Annotated in this window: 12 protein-coding genes and 1 pseudogene; 6 read left to right on the top strand and 7 right to left on the bottom strand. The window is 62.0% G+C overall.

Annotated elements, in window-relative coordinates; all coding sequences use genetic code 11:
- The first annotated feature begins 287 nt into the window (after positions 1-287).
- Entirely contained in the window at positions 288-6,659 is a 6,372-nt protein-coding gene (locus J3Q04_RS17985) for a retention module-containing protein (RefSeq protein WP_434610214.1), read from the top strand.
- A gap of 74 nt (positions 6,660-6,733) precedes the next feature.
- Here J3Q04_RS17985 and J3Q04_RS17980 read toward each other — a convergent pair whose 3' ends face one another.
- Complete coding sequence (locus J3Q04_RS17980; protein ID WP_434610216.1) at positions 6,734-9,697, bottom strand: hypothetical protein; 2,964 nt, start codon at positions 9,695-9,697, stop codon at positions 6,734-6,736.
- Positions 9,698-9,828: 131 nt separating this feature from the next.
- Here J3Q04_RS17980 and J3Q04_RS17975 point away from each other — a divergent pair.
- A pseudogene (locus J3Q04_RS17975) lies at positions 9,829-10,035 on the top strand (type I secretion C-terminal target domain-containing protein); the annotation flags it as partial.
- A 717-nt stretch (positions 10,036-10,752) separates the two neighbouring features.
- On the opposite strand, the gene J3Q04_RS17970 reads toward J3Q04_RS17975, so the two are convergent.
- From J3Q04_RS17970 to J3Q04_RS17960, 3 genes are all read right to left on the bottom strand, one after another.
- Positions 10,753-11,193, bottom strand: coding sequence for a hypothetical protein (locus tag J3Q04_RS17970; RefSeq protein ID WP_434610218.1), 441 nt, complete (start codon positions 11,191-11,193; stop codon positions 10,753-10,755).
- Between the two features lie 156 nt (positions 11,194-11,349).
- Complete coding sequence (locus tag J3Q04_RS17965) at positions 11,350-11,745, bottom strand: YbaN family protein (RefSeq protein ID WP_434562943.1); 396 nt, start codon at positions 11,743-11,745, stop codon at positions 11,350-11,352.
- A gap of 8 nt (positions 11,746-11,753) precedes the next feature.
- Positions 11,754-12,341 (bottom strand): UPF0149 family protein, encoded by a 588-nt coding sequence (locus tag J3Q04_RS17960; RefSeq protein ID WP_420767418.1) that lies wholly within the window; start codon positions 12,339-12,341, stop codon positions 11,754-11,756.
- A gap of 327 nt (positions 12,342-12,668) precedes the next feature.
- On the opposite strand from J3Q04_RS17960, the gene recQ reads away from it, so the two are divergent.
- The 3 genes from recQ (at position 12,669) to J3Q04_RS17945 (ending at position 17,432) form a co-directional block, all read left to right on the top strand.
- A complete protein-coding gene (gene recQ, locus J3Q04_RS17955) occupies positions 12,669-14,795 on the top strand; it encodes a DNA helicase RecQ (protein WP_434610221.1) in 2,127 nt (708 codons plus the stop codon).
- Between the two features lie 117 nt (positions 14,796-14,912).
- Complete coding sequence (locus tag J3Q04_RS17950) at positions 14,913-15,347, top strand: MarR family transcriptional regulator (RefSeq protein WP_003199001.1); 435 nt, start codon at positions 14,913-14,915, stop codon at positions 15,345-15,347.
- Positions 15,348-15,458: 111 nt separating this feature from the next.
- Entirely contained in the window at positions 15,459-17,432 is a 1,974-nt protein-coding gene (locus J3Q04_RS17945) for a FimV/HubP family polar landmark protein (RefSeq protein ID WP_434610224.1), read from the top strand.
- Between the two features lie 136 nt (positions 17,433-17,568).
- Here J3Q04_RS17945 and J3Q04_RS17940 read toward each other — a convergent pair whose 3' ends face one another.
- A complete protein-coding gene (locus tag J3Q04_RS17940; RefSeq protein ID WP_434610226.1) occupies positions 17,569-19,770 on the bottom strand; it encodes a patatin-like phospholipase family protein in 2,202 nt (733 codons plus the stop codon).
- 68 nt (positions 19,771-19,838) lie between these two features.
- Here J3Q04_RS17940 and J3Q04_RS17935 point away from each other — a divergent pair, with 68 nt between their 5' ends.
- On the top strand, positions 19,839-20,126 hold the full coding sequence (locus J3Q04_RS17935; RefSeq protein ID WP_420767414.1) for a SelT/SelW/SelH family protein: 288 nt from the start codon (positions 19,839-19,841) through the stop codon (positions 20,124-20,126).
- 6 nt (positions 20,127-20,132) lie between these two features.
- On the opposite strand, the gene J3Q04_RS17930 is transcribed toward J3Q04_RS17935, so the two are convergent.
- On the bottom strand, positions 20,133-21,023 hold the full coding sequence (locus J3Q04_RS17930; protein WP_420767413.1) for a DMT family transporter: 891 nt from the start codon (positions 21,021-21,023) through the stop codon (positions 20,133-20,135).
- A gap of 92 nt (positions 21,024-21,115) precedes the next feature.
- The gene (locus tag J3Q04_RS17925) at positions 21,116-21,865 is read right to left on the bottom strand and encodes an AraC family transcriptional regulator (RefSeq protein ID WP_434610229.1); all 750 of its coding nucleotides are present in this window, start codon (positions 21,863-21,865) and stop codon (positions 21,116-21,118) included.
- Positions 21,866-21,939 lie beyond the last annotated feature (74 nt).

The following is a 21,939-nucleotide window of genomic DNA, read 5'->3' as shown; positions in this document are numbered from 1 at the left end:
TTGGAAAAATCCAGCACATTGTTCAAAGCGAAAGCCTCGCCGAATAAGGGTTTCGTCGGTTTGTAGGCGTCAATAAAAAGTTCCACATAATTTTTGAAACGATGTGAAGAGGTGCTAAGGGTTCAAAAGTGAGACAGTTTTGAGTGACGTTTTTTTGTCGTTATGGCAATTTGACTGTCCCTCGTACGGTCTCGAAAGCTGGCAGATTTTCCAAATTCTGGCGGCTACCCAGCACCGATCTTCACCCAGACAGGTGCCGACTGTGGTTGGCAGCGGAGGGAATGCACATGGCAGCGCTCATCGGTACCGTCAGCAAGGTGGTAGGGCAGGTTTTCGCACAGGACGTCGGCGGGCTGCGGCGTCCTCTGGTCGAAGGTGACCGGCTGTATGCCGGCGAGCACCTGGTCACCGGGGCCGAAGGCGCTGTCGCGGTGCAGTTGCAGAACGGCCATGAGCTGACCCTGGGTCGCGGCAGCGACTTGACCTTGACCCCACAATTGCTCGCCGATCAGCAGGCGCCGCGGGTGGACACGCCGCAAACGCCGACGCCCAGCGAGGCCCAACTGACCGATGTGCAGAAGCTGCAGCAAGCCATCGCGGCCGGCGCCGACCCGACCCAGACTGGCGAGGCCACGGCCGCCGGGGCCGAGGGCGGCAACCCCGGCGCAGTGGGCGGCGGGCACAGTTTTGTGTTGCTGGAAGAAGTCGGTGGACAGGTCGATCCACTGATCGGCTTCCCCACCGCAGGCTTCAATGGCATACCCGAATTTCCGCTGCTGGAGGTGGCGGCTGACCCGGATGGCGACGACGCAGCCGTTGCGCCGGTCATTCCTGAAACCCCAGACAACCCCGTCACCCTCGATGGCCTGACCGTGGACGGTGGCGAATTGACCGCCAACGAGGCCAACCTCGCCGACGGCACCGCCAGTAATGCTGGTGCATTGGTGCAAAATGGCACCTTTACCATCTCGGCTCCCGACGGCCTGAGCAGCTTGAGCATCGGCGGCATCAGCGTCATCACCGGTGGCGTGCCCGCAGGTTTCCCGCAGTCCATCACTTCGGCCCTGGGCAACACGCTGACGATTACCGGATACGACCCCGCCACTGGCGTCGTCACCTACAGCTACACCTTGACCGACAACGAAGCGCATCCGGCGGGCGGTGGTGCCAACACCATCAGCGAGCAATTCCCGGTGGTGGCAATCGACACCGACGGTGATACCGCGAACGGGAGCCTGGACGTCAACATCACCGACGACGTGCCCCAGGCGATCGACGACAGCCACGCCAGTACCGCGTCGGAAACCCTCGTGAGCCTGACCGGCAACGTTTTGCCCAACGATCACCAGGGTGCGGACCGCATTCCCACCGGCCCTGACAGCGGGCCGATCATTGGCGGCACATTTACCGGCACCTACGGTACTTTGGTTCTCAATCCCAATGGCACCTACACCTACACGCTGAACACCAGCGATCCGCAGTTTGTCGCGTTACACGGTGGCGGCAGCGGCACGGAAACCTTCACCTACACCCTGACCGACGCCGATGGCGACACCAGCACCGCGAACCTGGTGCTGCAAGTCCACAACAACGACGACCCGGTGATCATCACCGGCCTGGATACCGATGGCGGCGAGCTCACGGTCCAGGAAAACAACCTCGACGACGGCAGCAGCCCGGACACGTCGGCGCTGACGCAAAACGGCACCTTCACCGTGACCGCGCTGGACGGCGTGCAGAGCCTGAGCGTTGGCGGCATCACCGTGGTCAGCGGTGGCGTGGCCGCCGGATTTCCACAATCGATCACCACGGCGCTGGGCAATACCCTGACCGTGACCGGCTTCAACGCCGCCACGGGCGTGGTCAGCTACAGCTACACCTTGCTCGACAACGAAGCCCATCCCAACGCCAACGGCGCCAACAGCCTGGGCGAGCAATTTACCGTGGTGGTCACGGACGATAACGGGACCACGGCCACCGGCAACCTGGACGTGAATATCGTCGATGACGTGCCCAACGCCGTGGACGACAGCAACACCGGCACCGCGTCGGAAAGCAACCTGACCCTCACCGGCAGCGTGCTGCCCAACGACACCCAAGGCGCCGATCAGGTGGCGTCCGATCCGATCACGCCCGGAACGTTCACCGGCACCTATGGCACCCTCGTCCTGAACGCCGATGGGTCCTACACCTACACGCTCAATGCGTCCGATACCGATTTCAAAGGCCTGAATGGCGGCGGCAGCGGCACGGAAACCTTCACCTACACCCTGACCGACGCCGATGGCGACACCAGCACCGCGAACCTGGTGCTGCAAGTCCACAACAACGACGACCCGGTGATCATCACCGGCCTGGATACCGATGGCGGCGAGCTCACGGTCCAGGAAAACAACCTCGACGACGGCAGCAGCCCGGACACGTCGGCGCTGACGCAAAACGGCACCTTCACCGTGACCGCGCTGGACGGCGTGCAGAGCCTGAGCGTTGGCGGCATCACCGTGGTCAGCGGTGGCGTGGCCGCCGGATTTCCACAATCGATCACCACGGCGCTGGGCAATACCCTGACCGTGACCGGCTTCAACGCCGCCACGGGCGTGGTCAGCTACAGCTACACCTTGCTCGACAACGAAGCCCATCCCAACGCCAACGGCGCCAACAGCCTGGGCGAGCAATTTACCGTGGTGGTCACGGACGATAACGGGACCACGGCCACCGGCAATCTGGACGTGAACATTGTCGATGACTTGCCTACCGCTCATGCCGACTCCGCCTCGGTGGATGAGGGCGGGACGGTCAGCGGCAACGTTCTCAACAACGATGAGGGCGGTGCCGATGGGCCTGCGGCAAGCGGCGCGGTGATCGGCGTTCGCGCTGGCAGCGATACCTCGACCTCGGCCGTTGGCGGCCTCAATACCCAGATCAACGGCAGCTATGGTTACCTGACCCTGGACGCCAATGGCAACGCTGTGTACCACAGCAATCCGAATGCCGTCAGCGCACCGGGTGCCACCGACGTGTTCACCTACACCGTGCGCGACGCCGACGGTGACGAAAGCACCACCACCATCACCATCGACGTGCATAACAGCTGCCTCGTCGCCGCACCGGATGATGAAGTCAGCGTGCGTGAAAGCGCGCTCGACCTGAACCAGGACGGCCAGGACCTGGCCCCCGGCACCGTCACCGGTAGCCTGCCGAACGCCACCAGCGAAACCGCCAGCGGCAGCCTGCTGGACTCGGTGACCGGTGCCGTTGGCGCCGTCACGTTCGCCCTGGTCGGCAATGCCACCGGCGCCCACGGTCAACTATTGCTCAACCCGGACGGTTCCTACACCTACACCCTGACGTCGCCCGCCACGACAACGCCCGCCGCCAACGATGGCCCGAATGAACTGAGTGAAAGCTTTACCTATCAGGCCACGGATGCACTCGGCAACACCGTCACCAGCACCATCGTCATCAATATTGTCGACGATGTGCCCAAGGCGCATTGCGATACCGCAGCGGTGGTGGAGGGCGGGACGGTCAGCGGCAACGTTTTGCACAACGACGTGCTTGGTGCCGACGGTGGCACGGTGGTTGGCGTGCGCGCTGGCAACGACACCTCAAGCCCCGCCAACGGCGGCCTCAATACGCAGATCAATGGCGCTTATGGCTACCTGACGCTGGATGCCAACGGCAATGCGGTCTATCACAGCAATCCGGACTCCGTCGGCGCGCCAGGTGCAACTGATGTGTTCACCTACACCGTGCGCGACGGTGACGGCGATGAAAGCACCACGACCATCACCATCGATGTGCACAACAGTTGCCTGGTTGCCGAGACCGACCATGACATCACCGTCTACGAAAAGGCCCTGGACCTGAAACAGGACGGCCAGGACCTGGCGCCCGGCACCACGACCGGCAGCGAGCCAGGCTCCACCAGCGAAACCGCGACTGGCTCCCTGGTAGGCTCGGTCACTGGCGCAACCGGAGCCGTCACGTTCGCCCTGGTGGGTGATGCCAACGGCGCCCACGGCCAATTGTCGCTCAACCCCAATGGTTCCTACACCTATACGCTGACGTCTGCGGCGGCAACGTCGCCCAATGCCAACAATGGCCCGAACGTATTGACCGAGAACTTCACCTATCAGGCTACTGACGCCCTGGGCAACAGCACCACCGGCAACCTGATGGTCAGCATCGTCGATGACGTACCCAAGGCTGTCGCGTCCGAGCGTTCGGTCACGGCGACCGAGATCGACTCGAACCTGCTGATCGTGCTCGACGTCTCCGGCAGCATGAAAGATGCCTCCGGTGTCCCGGGGCTTTCGCGAATGGACCTGGCCAAGCAGGCGGTCAGCGCCTTGCTCGACAAATACGACGACATGGGCGACGTGAAAGTCCAACTGGTGACCTTCAGCGGCAGCGCCACCGACCAGAGTGCCGTCTGGGTGGACGTTGCAACCGCCAAGACGCTGATCGCCGCGCTGAAAGCGCACGGTGACACCAATTACGACGCGGCAGTGGCCACGGCCCAGACTGCGTTCGCAACCTCCGGCAAACTGGCTGGCGCACAAAACGTTGGCTACTTCTTTTCCGACGGCAAGCCGACCTTGGGCGAAATCGGCTCGGCGGACGAGGTCGCGTGGAAAGCCTTTCTCGATGCCAATGGCATCAAGAACTACGCCATCGGACTGGGCAGCGGCGCGAGAAACATCAATCTCGATCCGCTGGCCCACGACGGCAGCACCCACACCGACACGAACGCGGTCGTGGTCACCGACCTGAACCAGCTCAACTCGGTGCTTTCCGGCACCGTGCAGGGCGTGCCGGTCACCGGCAGCCTGCTCGGGGAGGGCGGTTCGTTCGGCGCCGACGGCGGATTTGTGAAAAGCCTCCTGGTGGACGGCACGACCTACAGCTACAACCCGGACGCCAACGGTGGCCAGGGAGCACTGACTGCCAGCGGCGGCACCAATCATGGGGTCTTCAATACGGCGACCAACACGGTCAGCATCGCCACCGGCCACGACGGCACTCTGGTGGTGAACCTCGACACCGGGGCGTTCAGCTACACCTCCCAGACCACCACCGGTACGTTGATCACCGAGAACATCGGCTACACCCTCAGTGATAACGATGGCGACCTGGCCAGCTCCAACCTGGTCATCAAGGTCCAACCCAACAGCCCGCCGGTGGCGATCGATGACAACGTCATAACCAACGTGCTGTCGGGCAATATCGTAGTCCCCGGTGAGCTGTTGCTGGGCAACGACAGCGACGCCAATAGCGACCCGCTTACCGCGTCGCCGACCAGTTTCAACACAGGCTGGGTTGCCAAGGGCGCGGACTTCACCGGCAGCACCGGCACCGCAAGCTTCGCCGGCAACAACGTCCAGTCGATCAACCTGAACCGCAGCGCCTTCGTCGCCAATGCCGCGAGCATGACAGCGGTGCTGGTAGTCAGTGGCGCGCTGGGGGCGGTGTCGAACAGCAACGCCAACGATGAAGACCGGCTCAACATCAGCCTGAAGCAGGGCGAAACCCTCAAACTGGATCACAACCTGGCCGCGGGCCGCATCGCCATGGAGTACTCCTTGAATGGCGGGCCCTTCATCGCGATCAGCGACGGTGCCTCGTTCACGGCGGCGGCGACTGGCAACTACCAGATCCATGTGACCAACATTCCCAATCCTGGCAATGGCAACGGCAATGGCTCGGAAAACTACCAGCTGACCCTGACGGTCAACTACGCGGGCGCTCAAAACAGCACGCCGGATTTCCATGGCACCTACACCGCCAGCGACAACCACGGTGGCAGCGATAGCGCCGGGGTAGGCATCAGCTATCAAGCCGGTCACACCCTGACGGGGACGGCGGGCGACGACGTGCTGCTGGCCGGCAATGGCGACAACGTGCTGAACGCCGGCGGTGGCGACGATGTTCTCAGCGCGGGCTCTGGCAATAACGCCATGCACGGTGGGGCAGGGGATGATGTGCTCTACAGCGGCGTCGGCAACGACCTGCTCGACGGCGGCACCGGCAACGATACCGCCAGCTATGCCCATGCCACGGCAGGCGTCACTGTGAACCTCGGCCTGCTGGCCGCGCAAAACACCCTCGGGGCCGGGACCGACACCCTGGCCGGCATCGAAAACCTCGTTGGCTCGAATTTCAACGACACCCTCACGGGCGACGGCTCGGGCAATCGCATCGATGGCGGCCTTGGCCATGACGTGCTCAACGGCGGGGGCGGCGACGACATTTTGATTGGCGGCCTGGGCAATAACATCCTCAGCGGCGGCAGCGGCGCGGACACCTTCCAATGGCAGGCTGGCAACAGCGGCCACGACGTCATCACCGACTTCACCCCGGGCCTGGACAAACTCGACCTGTCCCAACTGCTACTGGGCGAAAACGGCAGCGCGGCGTCCCTGGACGACTACCTGCACTTCACCGTCACCGGCACCGGCGCATCGGTCGTGACCAGCATCGACGTCAGCAGCACCGCGGGCGCCACGCCGAACCAGACCATCGACCTGGCCGGCATCGATCTTGCCAGCCATTACGGGGTGACGCCGGGATCGGGTGGAATGATTGGCGGGGCTGATACGGCGACGATCATCAATGGGATGCTGAATGATCATTCGTTGAAGGTGGATACGGTTTGAGCTGAGCATAAATGACAACACCCGGCGATCTGCCGGGCGTTGTCTATTGGATTGCGGGAGCTTATGAGCGAGGGTCAGGCACCGTCCTGGAACGCTGCAAACGTTGTCTGCGCCACGCCACGCGATATGGGGGTGGCTTCGTAAGAAACCTGGCCTTGCAGCTGACCCTGGACTGCGTCGCTGTTGCCCCCCGCCCCGGCAAGTCCCCAGGTGACGACCCGTCCGTCGGTCGTCAACGCGGTGAACGCCTGGTTGTTGGCATAAACCGCGCGCACATCGTGCAATTGGCTCGCCACCGCGGCGGTATCGCCCCCCCACGCCGCGAGACCCCAGGCCACGACCGTGCCGTTGGCACGCAGTGCGGCGAAGGCGCCTTGGGTGGAGGTGACTTGCACGATGTCATTGATCCCGATGATATCTGCCGGTACCACTGCGCCATATGTCGTATGGCCCCAGGCTGCCACATGCCCGCTGGCTCGCAACACCGCGTAGGCCCCGAGCGTGGAGGAGATCTGCCTGATGTCGCTCAGCTCGGCGATGTCCCCAGGAACTGTGCCGCCAAGTGCTGGGTTGCCCCAGGCCACGACGTGTCCGTTTTGCCGAAGTGCTGCGAAGGTGCCTTGGGTGGCATCGGCGTTGGCGTCAACCTGAGTGGAAGTAATGTAGGTTATGTCATCCAATATCGTGATCGCGCCTGGAACGCTTCCGCCCCCTGTAGGATATCCCCAGGCGGCCACCCTGCCATTGGTGCGTAGCGCTGCAAAAGCAGCAGCAGAGCTCACGATGTGATCGATATCGTTCAGCGCCGAGATGTCTGACGGGACCGAGCCGCCTGCGGTTGAAACGCCCCAAGCAACAACATGACCATTGGCGCGACGAGCAGCGAATGCCGCGTGATTACCTGTCACTTCAACGATGTCACCAAGGGACGCGATCTCGTCCGGCACAACTCCACCATAGCGACCACTGCCCCAGACAAGCAGATTACCGTTGGACCGGCGCGCTGCGAAGGCGGAAGCATTTGCGCTGACTCCAACGATATCGTTGTAAGGGGCTATCGATGCTGGCAGGTCTCCACCATTGGTCGGATCGCCCCAGGCAACCACATGGCCGTTGGCGCGCAATGCTGCAAAGGCGAAGGCTGAGCCGGCAACTTCGACAATGTCTGTGAAGGTACGGATGGTCGGCGGGATGTCACTGCCGTTCTCTATCCTGCCCCACCCGATCAGGGTGCCTCGGTCACGGCGAGCGGCAAATGCGCTGAAGGGTAGCGGGTGGTCGGTTTCCCGGTCGTTGCCGTTGCTGAAAACGTTGATGGGATTGATACGAATCGAATCGTCGCCACTGCGCACCAACAGCATGCGTGACGGTTGGGTATCCGGGAAGTGGGTTGCATTTACGCTGCCACTGTCCCCCTCATAGCTCCACAGCGCTAGGCGGGGCTGAAGGGTCGTTGGGTCCAGTGCCGCCAGCTGGCGTATGTCCATGCTGGACCAATGCCTGAAGAAAGCGCTACGAGCACCCATGACCAACAGCGCGCCGGGGCCTACCTGCCGCCCGACGTCGTAAATCGACGGTGGCGAGTCTTCGGGCGGGCCGCCTGCGGCGCGGTTGAGGGTGTAGGTCAGGGTAATGGTGCGCCCCTCGTTAGCCTCAACCACCGAGAACGGTACCTTGACCGTCTTGTCCTGGCCTTCCTCACTTGCCGCCACCGAAAACGGGACAGTCCTGCTACCGGCGCCTGCCGCGCCCATCCAGTGGACTTCGCCGTTATCGTTGGCCTTCAATTGGGCTGATGCGTCGATGCGTACGGTTGCGCCGGTGCTGGGTACGTTGGATGGATCGAGGTGATCTCCAGCAGCCTCATCGATTAAAGGTGTGGGAAGTTGTCCCGGTGCTGTTCCGACAACGGTTGCGGTTGCTGTTCTGGAAGAGCCCACCGGGGCGCCATTTCTGGATAGTTTGTAGGATATCTGCACCGTACTGTCTGGAATCACCTTGTCGTTTGGAACCAGAAGGATGCATGCCTTCTTTTGTCCCAGTTCATCCAATTCAACGATGCCCGTCACGGTGAACTCGATATTCTGCTGTCCGGCGATTTTCGCGATATAAGTCGCCTCGATCGTATCCCCTGCTACAAAGCGCGGATCGCTGGTCAGAATAATCACCGATAAAGAATTGGAACCCAGTTTCTCGAGGTCGATAACATGGGGGTCGTCGTTCGCCTCGCTGAGAATTTCCCGTGGAATCGGCTCCGGCAAACGGGCCCCGGCTTGGTCCACGTCCACTGTCTGGACGGCCGACCAAGGGGAATCGAGGTCGGGGCTGTTGTTGAGCTGGTCGTTTACGGTGAAGGAGAATTTGAACTCGGGATGATCAGGGCCCAGGTCGGTACTGGTGATGTCGAAGCACACCCGAGTGGGTACGGACGAACCATGATCCGGCGGCGCAGGGGCCTGGGTCTCGGTCACCACGTAACGCACGTCATTGCCATTGCAGTTGAGTCGAATGACGTCGTGAGCACGGCAATACGGATATTCCACGCACACGGTCGCCCCGGTAAAACCCGGGCCCACACCATTTTTGATTTCGTCCGGCAACAGCAGGACAAGCTCGGAGTGCTCCCTGTCTCCCGGGGTCAAGTCCTCGTTACCTGGGCGGATCCTGTGGTAAAGGATTTCCAGCGGTGGCTCAGAGGTGTCCAGGTTCGTGCTGGCGCGAGTCACGGTGTAGGTCAAGCGATTTACAACGCCAGGCATCAATTTCTGATGAGGAATATGGAGCGTGACGGTGTCGTTCGTACCGGTGGTCTGTTGGCTATCAAGAGCCGTTTCGCCATTTAGATTGATTGAAACGGTGTCGCCAGCCTGCTGCCCCTGATAAGGGTCGACCTCCACTTTGCAACCCATCGGGATTAAATCGTAACTGTGTATGGGCACACCGTAGTGCGCGCGGGCCACAGGGGATGTGGCCAGGGGGAGACGGGGAGGGAAGAGCACCAGTACGGTTTGATCGTCGGTTGGCGTTGAGTCGGACATGAACGGACTCCTATTGCGCGGGCAGTGGGTTGAAATGCTATGAGACCCCGGCTCGCAAAAGTCGGCTACTGTCAGGTCTGACAGGTGCGGACATGTTCTGGACGAGTGGTTGGGCAGGGGGGGGAGATAACGGCACCGGCGCATCGGTCGTGACCAGCATCGACGTCAGCACCACCGCCGGTACCACGCCGAACCAGACCATCGACCTGGCCGGCATCGATCTTGCCAGCCATTACGGGGTGACGACGGGATCGGGTGGAATGATTGGCGGGGCTGATACGGCGACGATCATCAACGGGATGCTGAATGATCATTCGTTGAAGGTGGATACGGTCTGAGCTGAGCAGAAATGACAACACCCGGCGATCTGCCGGGTGTTGTCTATTGGATTGCGGGAGCTTATGAGCGAGGGTCAGGCATCGTCCTGGAACGCTGCAAACGTTGTCTGCGCCACGCCACGCCACGCGATATGGGGGTGGCCTCGTAAGAAACCTGGCCTTGCAGCTGACCCTGGACTGCGTCGCTGTTGCCGCCCGCCCCGGCAAGTCCCCAGGTGACGACCCGTCCGTCGGTCGTCAACGCGGTGAACGCCTGGTTGTTGGCATAAACCGCGCGCACATCGTGCAATTGGCTCGCCACCGCGGCGGTATCGCCCCCCCCACGCCGGGAGACCCTAGGCCACGATCGTGCCGTTGGCACGCAGTGCGGCGAAGGCGCCTTGGGTGGAGGTTATTTGTACGATGTCATCGATCCCAACGATTGGCGCCGGCACTGTTCTGGATATCCATGGCGAGTTTCCCAGAGAATTAACGGGCGAATACCCGTAGACGTAAGGGCTATCAAACTCCCGACGGGAAGCGCTGGCTACTGTCAGAGTCGACAGGTTTGGGCGGGTTTTGGATGAGCGGCAGGGAGCTGGGAGGGGTGACGTTTTTCGCAGGCTTGGTGGGCGAAGCGTTGAAGCTGGACACGGTTTGAGCTGAGCTGAATAGACAACACCCGGCGCAATGCCGGGTGTTGTCTATTCAGCTACGGGAGGGCTCTGCTGGAACGGGTCATGCTATGAGTTCACGCACCAACAAGTTGAGCACCGATGAGTATTCATATTCCCTCGTGCCGGCGCGCCACAAGGTGTAGCTCACCCTGACACGTCGGCCCATGTTCGGCATGACAAATTCTGTCCCCACCGCGAACCGCACCGGACGGCCTTCGAAGACGTCGGAGACGGTCAATTTGCTGCTGGTACACCCCAACGAATCTTCCCCAAGCCAATAGCACCTAAGAATGTCGTTGCGGGCCATTTGCGGATATTCGATCAGCACGTGAACGACTTCGAACTCTTTGCCAGGGTCGAACACATCCGGCGGGGAGGCCTCTTCCAACCTGGGGCAGGGCAACGTGGCACGCACGGTAGGGGGCAGCCGTTTGGCTGCATGGCGGGCGCGAGGCGATACTTGATTGGCGTAGGAACCGAGTGGGGAGGAAATGTCGGGCATGACCACGCTCCTTGGGGCGACGCTATGGTTGAAGCATGACGAAATGATGACATTGAGCCTCGACCGTGGCGCGCTGGCTACTGTCAAGGTTGACAGGTCGGCAGCGATTCGCGACGAAAGGTGCAGAACCTTTGCGACGCTACGCGACCTTCTGCATCAGGGCCGGCGCAGCGTTTTTTGCCGGAGTATGTAAACCGTCACCAGCACCGCGCTGGTCAGCATGAAGACCCGCGCCCACGGCAATGGCACCAGGTAGCACGAGAGCAGGATGCTTACCCACATCAAGCCGATGGCGTAGACCTTGCCCTTGAGCGGGATGCCGTTGCCGCTGAGGTAGTCGCCGATCCACGGGCCGAGGCGGGGATGTTCCACCAGCCATTGGTAGAAGCGCGGCGAACTGCGAGCGAAACAGGCAGCGGCCAGGAGGAGGAAGGGGGTGGTGGGGAGAACGGGAATGAAGATGCCGATGACCCCCAGCACCACGCTCAGCCAGCCGACGGCCAGCAGAGCGTAACGCAGGATCAGCGGGCGCTTGCCGATAGGGGCGCGCACCCGGTGACTCAGTGGTGGCGAGGCTTGAGAATCGCCGGCTTCTCGTCCGGTGCGTTGCATAGCAGATACAGGGCCGTCAGCGCTTCCGGAATCTGCACGATCATGTCGTCCATCAGGTTCGCGTCCTTGGCAATGTCTTCGAACTCCGGTTGCTCGTCGAACAGGCCGGAACCGACCATGATCGGCAGCAGCATTTCGCTGACTTCTTCCTCGGCGGTTTCGAACCAGGCGGCTTCGCGCAGGAACACGCCTTCCATGAAACCGATGCACCAGCCGCGCAGTTCCGAATCGTCCGGGTCGTCGCCCAGGTCCAGCTCGCACGGCAACTCGAATTCCTCATCGGAAGCCAGTTGACGCGCGATGTGGGCCTTGAGGCCCACCAGCGTGGCTTCGATTTCAGCGCGCTGGGCTTCGTCGGCGTAGTGCGGTTCTTCGGCGAACAGGGCGTCGATCCACTCACGATCGGGCACCGATTCTGCGCAGATCGACAGGGCAGTCAGATAGCCATGAGCGGCCACGTAATCCAGCGCCTCTTCGTGCAGCTCATCGGCGTCGAGGAAGACTTGCAGGCGGGTCAGTTGCTCAGCGAAGGACATTACGGGCTACCTTGGGGAATAAACAATGCGGGAATTCTAGGCCTTCTTGAGCGCTCAGGCCAGCCGCGTGGTGGATTTGCCTCTTCGTTGGCCGGGCATGACTCAATGTCAGGGCGATCTGTGGCAGGTCTGGGCCTGGTCCAACACTCGCCGCTAGCGCCTCTTGTCAGCAACCCCCTTCGCAACGAAGCCCTCGGGTATACTGCCGCGTTTTGTGATGCCCTGCGGCGTCCCGCCGGTTCGAAACGCCCACTTACGATTTGTCGGTGCAGTCTTTTGGATTCTGAACCAGCCTTGCAGGGATGTTTTGGTGATTTTGGAGTTTCTATGCTCGAACAGGCTCAACGCGTTCTCAAGGACATCTTCGGCTACGACAGTTTCCGTGGCCGCCAGGGTGCCATTATTGAGCGCGTGGCCAGCGGTGGCGATGCCCTGGTGCTCATGCCCACCGGCGGTGGCAAGTCCTTGTGTTTCCAGGTGCCCGCGCTGCTGCGCAATGGTCTGGCGGTGGTGGTTTCGCCGCTGATCGCTTTGATGGATGACCAGGTCGCCACGCTTGAAGAGCTGGGTGTCGCCGCCGCATCGCTCAATTCCACCTTGAGCGCCGAGCAGCAGCGGGACCTGGCGGCGCGCATCAAGCGTGGCGAGGTGAAAATGCTGTACCTGGCGCCGGAGCGCCTCGTGCAGCCGCGCATGCTGGCTTTTCTACAGGGCTTGGAAATAGCCCTGTTCGCCATCGACGAAGCTCACTGCGTGTCCCAATGGGGTCATGATTTCCGTCGCGAATACCTGCAGTTGGGACAACTGGCGGAGCTGTTTCCCGATGTACCGCGGATCGCGCTGACGGCCACCGCCGACAAGCGTACCCGTGAAGAAATCATTGAGCGGCTGCATCTGCAAGACGCCGAGCGATTCCTCTCCAGTTTCGACCGCCCGAATATTTTCTATCGCATCGTGCCCAAGGAGCAGCCACGCAAGCAGTTGCTGGCGTTCCTCGCGGAGCGGCGCAGCGACGCGGGCATTGTCTATTGCCTGTCGCGCAAGAAAGTCGAGGAGGTGGCGGCGTTCCTCAGCGAACAAGGTTTCCCGGCATTGCCCTATCATGCGGGGCTACCCAATGACTTGCGGGCCTATCACCAGAAGCGCTTTCTCAACGAAGAAGGCTTGATCATGGTCGCCACCGTGGCGTTCGGCATGGGCATCGACAAGCCCAACGTGCGTTTCGTCGCTCATCTTGACTTGCCCAAGTCCCTCGAGGCCTATTACCAGGAAACCGGGCGTGCCGGTCGTGACGGCTTGCCGGCGGATGCCTGGATGGCCTACGGCCTGCAAGACGTGGTGATGCTCAAGCAGATGCTGCAGAACTCGGAGGGCGATGAACGTCACAAGCGGTTGGAGCAGCACAAGCTCGACGCGATGCTTTCACTGTGCGAAGAAACCCGCTGCCGACGCCAGACCCTGCTCGCCTATTTCGACGAAGACATGCCCCAGCCTTGCGGGCACTGTGACAACTGCGTCGATGGAGTGGAGACCTGGGACGCCACCGAGCCTGCCCGCCAGGCACTCTCGACGATCTATCGCACGGGCCAGCGTTATGGCGTGGGGCATCTGGTCGATGTGCTGCTGGGCAAGGACAACGAGAAGGTCCGTGGCTTCGGTCATCAGCACTTGTCAGTCTTTGGCGTGGGCAAGGCCCGCAGCGAAAGCGAATGGCGGTCATTGTTCCGGCAACTGGTGGCCCGCGGGCTGGTGGACATCGACCTGGAAGGCTACGGCGGCTTACGCCTGAGCGCGAGTTGCCGCCCCTTGCTCAAGGGTGAGGTCACCCTGGAGCTGCGCCGCGACCTCAAGCCCGCGACAGCGGTCAAGAGCAGCAAGAGCCAGGCCAGCCAACTGGTGCGCGGCGAAGAGCGCGATCAGTGGGAAGCCTTGCGCGCCCTGCGTCGCAAGCTGGCCGAGGAACACGGTGTACCGCCGTATGTCATCTTTCCCGATTCCACTTTGCTGGAAATGCTCCGCAGCCAACCGACTTCCCTGGCGGAAATGGCCCGGGTCAGTGGTGTCGGCGCGCGCAAGCTGGAGCGTTACGGCGAGGCCTTCCTCCAGGTGTTGGGCGGCGAAGCCGAGACACCGCCAGCGGTGGCCGATGTACGCCACGAACTCATCACCTTGGCTCGAGCCGGCATGACCCCGCTGCAGATTGCCGGACAGTTGCAATGCTCGGAAAAGAACGTCTACACGATGCTGGCCGAGGCCATCGGCGAGCAACAGCTGTCCCTGGAGCAGGCGCTGGATCTGCCTGAAGAATTGATGGGCGAGGTTCAGGATGCGTTCCTCGATGGGGAGGGCGAGTTGCCTCCCGTATCGGAAGTCGCCGCGTTGTTTGTAGGACGTGTCCCAGAAGGAGTTTTGTATTGCGTCAGGGCTGCATTGCAATCGGAATTTGAAGTCTGATCAGCCAGTTACATTCCTTTAACGATTCACTACAGTGCGAGCCTTGCCTGAACCTCAAGCTCATGCTTAGCTGACTAATAATTAGTTTTTCTCTATTTCAGATTTGATGAGTTTTTTATGCCTTTGACCGATCAACACCGTTTTGGCATGCAGTTGGCGCAAATGTCCCGAGGCTGGCGCGCCGAACTGGATCGTCGTCTCGCCGGACTGGGCCTGTCCCAGGCGCGCTGGCTGGTGCTGCTGCACCTGGCCCGTTTCGAGCAGGCGCCGACCCAACGCGAGTTGGCCCAGAGTGTCGCCGTCGAAGGCCCGACCCTGGCCCGCTTGCTCGATAGCCTGGAAACCCAGGGGCTGGTGCAACGCCAAGCCGTGGCCGAAGACCGTCGGGCCAAGAAAATCGTGCTGTGCGCCCCGGCGTTACCGCTGATCGAACAAATCGAAACCATTGCCACGCAGTTGCGCCGGGAGTTGTTCGAGGGCGTCGATGAAGCGGACATGCGGGTTTGCATGCGGGTTCACGGCACGATCCTGGCCAACCTTGAAAAATCCTGAGGCATATCCCTGGCATCCGACTTTTGAGATTCGACGGTTAGCGAACTATAACCAGTACTAAGCGATCGTATTGGAAGCGTTTCGCATAGGTCGTTGATCAAAGGGATACCCATGCTTGAAAGTTTGCAGTCCACGTTGCGCAGTTGGATCAACGTGTCGGTCGTCGTGGGTGTCCTGGGATTTCCAGCCCTGGCGTCGGCGCTGGGGCTGGGTGAGATCACGCTCCATTCCGCCCTGAACCAGCCGTTGCGCGCCGATATCGCCTTGGTTGACGCGGCGGGCCTCAGCGAGGGCGACCTGTCCGCCAGCCTGGCGGGGGCGGAGGATTTCAGTCGTGCGGGCGTGGAGCGGGTATTCTTCCTCAATAATTTGCGCTTTACCCCCGTGCTGCGTGGCGGGCGCAGTTTCATTCGGGTGACGTCCAGCAAACCGGTGGAGGAGCCGTTTCTCAACTTTCTGGTGCAGCTCAATCAGCCCAACGGGCGTTTGTTGCGCGAATACACCGTGTTGATCGATCCACCGGGCGCGCCCGGCATAGCTCCGTCTGTTGATGAGCCTTCCGCCCCGGCCGAGACAAAGGCAGCCATCAAGCCGCCTCCGGCCACACAGGGCAAACGCTACACCGTGGTGCAGGGCGACAACCCTTGGATCATCGCCAAGCGCCTGCACGATGCGGGCAGCAATGCATCGGTCAATGAACTGATGCAGGGGATTGAGGCCTTGAACCCCGGCAGCGAGCGACTTTCCATCGGCCAACGCTTGTTGCTTCCCGATTCGGCCATCCTGCCTGCTCCAGCCCAGAGTGCTGTCAGCCCGGCTCCCGCCGCGCCCGACAACAATGCCGAGCAATTGGCAGCCAGTGTGCTGCAAGGCCAGCAGCAACAGCAGACCATCGAACAACTGCAAGCCAGGATCCAGGCTCAGGACCAGGAAATCGCCGCTCAACGCCAGCAGATCAGCGATCTCCAGGCGCAACTGACCCAGGCATCGTCACCTGAGATCACCTCGGAACTTGCTCCGGAACCTGCCGAATCAACCGAACCCGCCGAAGCCTTGCCGATGGACGAGACAGCACCAGCGACGCAAACCGAAGGCGTCGACTGGTTGTGGGTAGGGGGATTGGTGGGGCTGGTTGGGTTGCTTGCGCTTTTGCTGTTCCTTCGTCACCGTCAACAACAGGAAGTGACAAGGCCTGTGCCATTGGCCGAGCGTCCGGACCTGGCCCTGGATGACGACACCGAAACCTATGCCGAGAGTGCCGACAAAGAGCATCCCGAGGTCGCCTCGTCGTTCAACAATGGCGATGCGCCTTTGGGAGACGTGCTCGAGGGCGTTGGGATCTACCTGACGTATGGCCGTTTCACTGAAGCCGCGGGGCTGCTGCGCGCGGCACTGCTGGCCGAGCCGGACCGTACCGACCTGGGCCTGAAGTTGCTGGATGTATTGGGCAAGCAGGGCGATGTGATCGGCTTCCAGGCCCAGGAGAGCCATTTATCGGCCCAGGGCGTCGATCGCCAGGCACTGGAAGACGTCCGCAAGCGTTACCCCAGGGTGACCCTCGTTAATGCTGCGACGCAAACGCCGACAGAACTCCAGGCACCAGTGCCCGCGCCGAAACCTGTGGCCGCGCCCAGCGATGAGTTCGAGTTGAACCTGGATGGACTTTCCCTGGAGAACAGCTGGGACCTGGCCGATGACCAACGGGCATCCCCAGAGCCCCCAAAACCGCCGGCCGCTGCCGCCGATACGCTGACCCTATCGGGCTTCGATGAGACGGACCTGCAATGGGGCGCGCCGTTGGAAACGGAGTCGTTGGACGATGATTTCCTCGATGGGTTTGCCGATGAGGAGCAAGCGCTGGAGTTGGAGCCAGCGCCCGTTGAACCCGAATTCGAATCCCTCTCCCTCGAACCTGTCTCCTTCGAACCGCACACATCGGAGCACTCGGAGAAACTTGAAGAAGCCCAGAATTGCATCGACGAGGGCGATCTGAAGAGCGCCATCACGTTGCTGGAGGAGCTGCTGCAAGAGGGCGATGAACCGCTCAGGGAAACCGCCCGGGTTTTGCTCGCCGGGATTCGCTGAGACGATTGCAAGGCCGACGGGAATCCCGTGTGGGGGCGAGCCTGCTCGGGATGACAGTTGTGTATTCACGACCAGTGCAAGCCGGTCTACCGCTTTCGCGAGCAGGCTCGCTCCCACAAGGTAGGGGCTGTGTACTTTAGAACGTCTGCCCCAGGTTCAAATACACCGCCTGCTCATCGTCGTCATTTACGCCATAGCTGAAGTTCAAGGGGCCCAGCGGCGTGTCGAAGCCTAGGAAGACACTGGCGGCATTGATGTAGCCACTGTCGAACTCGTTGTCGTTGTTCCAGGCCCGACCACGCTCCAGCGAGCCGCCGATATACAGCGGGAAATCCAGTGGCAGGTAGGCCCGAGGCGTGAGCCTGCGGTAATACACGGCGCGCATCAGGCTCATGTTCTGGCCGGATATCCCGTCCTCGCGAAAGCCTGATAATTGCCGAGCGCCGCCGAGGACAAAACTGGAGGTCACTACTTCGGCGGTATCGAGGGTGCGGCCGTAGCGACCGCCCAGGATGAACGTATCCGGGCCGCTGCTCAGGGCCTTGTCCAGTTTGAATTCCCATTGGCGGTAGCGCTGGTCCGAGCCCAGGCCCGGTTCGTACTGACGCCAGGACAAACCGATGTCTTCGCCTTCGTGGGGGAAGTACACGTTGTCCAGGGAGTCGAAGGAATACTTGAGCTCGTAAAAGCCCTCATTGAAATTCTCGCTGGGCTGGTCGTGGTCGCCGATGCGCACGTCGGCCTTGCCCCAGGCCTGGCCGACACCGAAGCGGATCTCCCCGCTGTTGCCGATCTGGCGACCCAGGTTCAGACCAAAGCCATAGCGCTCGACCCTGTACTGGGCCACCGGATCGTTGTCGAGGATCGAATCGACGTTGCGCGATTCGAACCGTCCATAGGGCGCGACGAAGTAGCGCGAGCCGACATCCAGCGGTTGGTAGAACTCGCTGTACAGCTCCTGTTTGTCGCCGATCTGCGCCCGGGTCAGCCATTCCGCACCCAGTCGATTGATACCGTTGACCCGATAGCTGGCGCCAAGGTTGAAGGCGCTGTCGCCGCGCATGTCGTCCGACAGGCTCAGGCCCACGCGCAGGTAATCGGTGCCGGTGCGTCTGCCCCGGGCATTGATCACCAGCGTGTTGTCCGCGCCCTTGTGTACGACGCGGTATTGCACCTGCTCGAAATAATCCAGGCCGTACAGCGTGCCCATGTCGGTTTGCAGGCGCCCCAGATCCAGCGGCTCGCCGATCTTCTGGCGAATGTAATAGCGGATCACGTCGTCACCGACTTTCGAATCGTTTTCCACCCGGATCGCGGTGATGACCGGGGTGCGCTCGCTCGGGGTGCGCGCCGCCAGCAGTTCGGCGTCGGCCGGCTCGGCGGGACGCAAGTGCGCCAGGCGCGTTTGGAGTATCCGTGTGGCGCGGTAACCGGCATCGACTATTTCCTGCGCTCGTCCGAAGTCGGTGGAACCGAAGCTTGCCAGGGCCGGTTGGATCAACACGTCATCTTTCCCCAACGTGGCCAATTGCTCTTCGGAGTTGCGCCGGGTCATCAGCGTCGTTGACTGATTCAACACGTCCACCACCGTGACCAGTTGCTTGCGGGTGCGCAGTGGGGTGCCGATATCAACGACGATGGCCACGTCCACCCCCATTTCCCGAGCCACATCCAAAGGGATGTTGTCGGTCATGCCACCGTCCACCAGAAGGCGGCCGTCCAGCTCCACCGGCGCAAACACGGCCGGGATCGACATGCTGGCGCGGATGACCTTGGGCAGGTGGCCCTTGCGAAACACGACTTTTTCACCGGTGGCGATGTCGGTCGCCACGGCGCGGAAGGGGATTGGCAGTTTGTCGAAGTCCCGGGTATCACTGGCGTGGGCCAGGAGACTTTCGAGCAGCAGGGCCAGGTTCTGTCCCTGGATCACTCCCAGCGGCAGGCCGAGGCTGCCGTCGTCGCGAAAGCTCAGTTTCTGCTTGACCAGGAAATCCCGGTCATCCTGCTTGCGCCTGAAGGGTACGTCCTTGCGCGGCGGGGCATCGGACAGGGCTTGTTGCCAATCAATGCCCAGGGCGAGTTTTTCCAGCTCGTCGATCTTGTAGCCCGAGGCATAGAGGCCGCCGATCACCGCGCCCATGCTGGTGCCGGCGATGGCGTCGATCTTGATGCCTTGTTCCTCCAGGGCCTTGAGCACGCCGATGTGGGCCAGGCCACGGGCCGCGCCGCCGGACAGTACCAGGCCGATCTTCGGGCGCGATGTTTCGACGGCGGGCTCGTTGGCCTGGCCGAGCAGGGGCAATAGCAAAAGTAGCAGGCAAGGCAGCAGGCGGCGCATCGTCAATTCCGGGTAGGCAATCAAAGGCGAGTAGTATAACGACGCCTTTGCAACCAGGAGTTGATCCCATGACCGCGCAGAAACCGGAAATCGTCATCACTTATTGCACACAGTGCCAATGGCTGCTGCGTGCCGCCTGGTTGGCCCAGGAACTGCTAAGCACGTTCGGCGACGACCTCGGCAAGGTGTCCCTGGTGCCAGGCACCGGTGGGGTTTTCCACATTGGCTGCGATGGTACCCAGATCTGGGAGCGCAAGGCGGATGGAGGTTTTCCCGAGGCCAAGGTGCTCAAGCAGCGGGTCCGCGACCAGATCGACCCGGAGCGCGACCTGGGGCACAACGACAGAATCCAGTGACCGGGCTCAGTGAGACGGGGCCTGGGCACCGGCGCTGGATTTCTTTGTGCCGTCCAGCTGGCTCGACACCACGATCGCAACGATGATCAGCGCGCCACCGAGCAACATGCGCAGGGTCGGGTCTTCGTCGAACAGCAGCCAGGCGATGGTGATGCCGTAGACCGGCTCCATGGCGAACACCACCGCGGCGGTGCGGGCCTTGATCACCGCGAGGCTGGCGACGAACAGGCTATGGGCCAGGCCGGTGCAGAACACCCCGAGCAGGCCGATCCACAACCAGTCGAGCGGACGAACGTCGGCCAATTGCGGCGCGGCCATTGGCAACAGGCAGAGTCCGACCACGACGTTCTGGCACAGCGCGGCTTGCACCGGGGGCACGTGTCCGGAGCCGGCGCGATTGGTCAGCGATAACAACGAGAACAACAGCCCCGAGGCCACCGCCCAGAGCAGCCCGGTGGTAGCGCCGCTCGCCAGGTCGAAGGTTGGCGTGACCAACACCAGGCCGACGCTCACCAGCACCACCAAGAGGATTTCGTTGGCGCGGATGCGCTCGCGGAAAATCAGCCCTTCAAGCAGCACCGTAAAGGCCGGAAAACTGGCGAATCCCAGGGTGGCGATCGCAACGCCGGCGACTTTCACCGAAATGAAAAAACTCACCCAGTGCCCGGTGAGCAACAGCCCGCCAAGCAGCAACCTGCGCAGGTCCCGGCCCCGCAGCTTTTCCCAGCGGGTAGGGCTGGCGAACCGGGCAAACGCCGCCAGCGCCAGCACGGCGAACACCGCGCGACCAAACACGATGACGGCCGGCGAGGCTGCGGCGAGCTTACCGAACACGCCGGTGAGGCCGAACATGAGTGCGCCGATGTGCAGGGCGCCGAGGGCGGTACGGGGTGTCATTGCAATCCTTGTTCAACGGTGGGACGTTCGGCTATTAAGCCCGCTGCCAAGCGCCTTCGTCTGTCGCGATCCTAGCGATTTTTAGCGCGAGACTAGCGCGGTTGCCGGAGCTTGCCCGGCGGGACGCCGAATTCGCGCTGCACGGCTGCGGCAAAAGCGCTTTGCGAGCTGTAGCCAACGCGATGGGCGATCTCGCCGATCGCCAACTGCGAGTCACGCAGCAGCTCAAGTGCCTTGTGCAAGCGGCGGCTGCGGATGTATTCCATCGGTGTCTGGCCGCATTCGGCGACGAAACGGGCATGCAGGCGAGCACTGGAAAGCCCTGCGACTTGCGCCAGGTCCGCTACCTGTAGCGGATAAGCGGCATATTGGTCGATGTGAGCGTGGAGCGCCGCGTAGGGCAGGCGCCGGCCACCGGTGGTTTCCACACGCCCGCCGTTGAGGCTGGCCAGCAACAGTACCGCGCCTTGCTGTGCAATCACCGGGTCGTCTACCGGGCTGCCCGCCAACCAACTGACCAGTTGGCTTTGCCCCGCATCCAGGGGCAGGCGGGTGTTGTTGTCGAGTAATCGGCGGCTGGCATCGGCATGGTCGCCCAGGCATTGCCCGATCCATTCATCATCCGGCACGTCCAGTACCAGGCAACGGCTGCCCCGGGGGCTGCCGCACGCATGATGAGCACCGGCCGGTACCACCACGAAACTCTGCTGCACCACCTGGCTGCCACGCCCTTCGACTTCGAAGTCCAGCGCGCCAGACACCCCGAACACCAGTTGCGCGTGGTCGTGGCTGTGGACAATCAGATCGTGGCTGTAGTGGCGTAGCGTGAGGATCGGTCTCATCGCAGTCTCCCTTGTCAGGCGGCCAGTCTACACCGAGGGCGCGGCGCCCCGCGCTGTCATGTAATCGACTTATT

Source organism: Pseudomonas sp. D4-21 (genome assembly GCF_051132125.1).
Lineage (GTDB): Bacteria > Pseudomonadota > Gammaproteobacteria > Pseudomonadales > Pseudomonadaceae > Aquipseudomonas.
The sequence above is the reverse complement of the archived record's forward strand: the minus strand, read 5'-3'. Positions and strand labels throughout refer to the sequence as shown.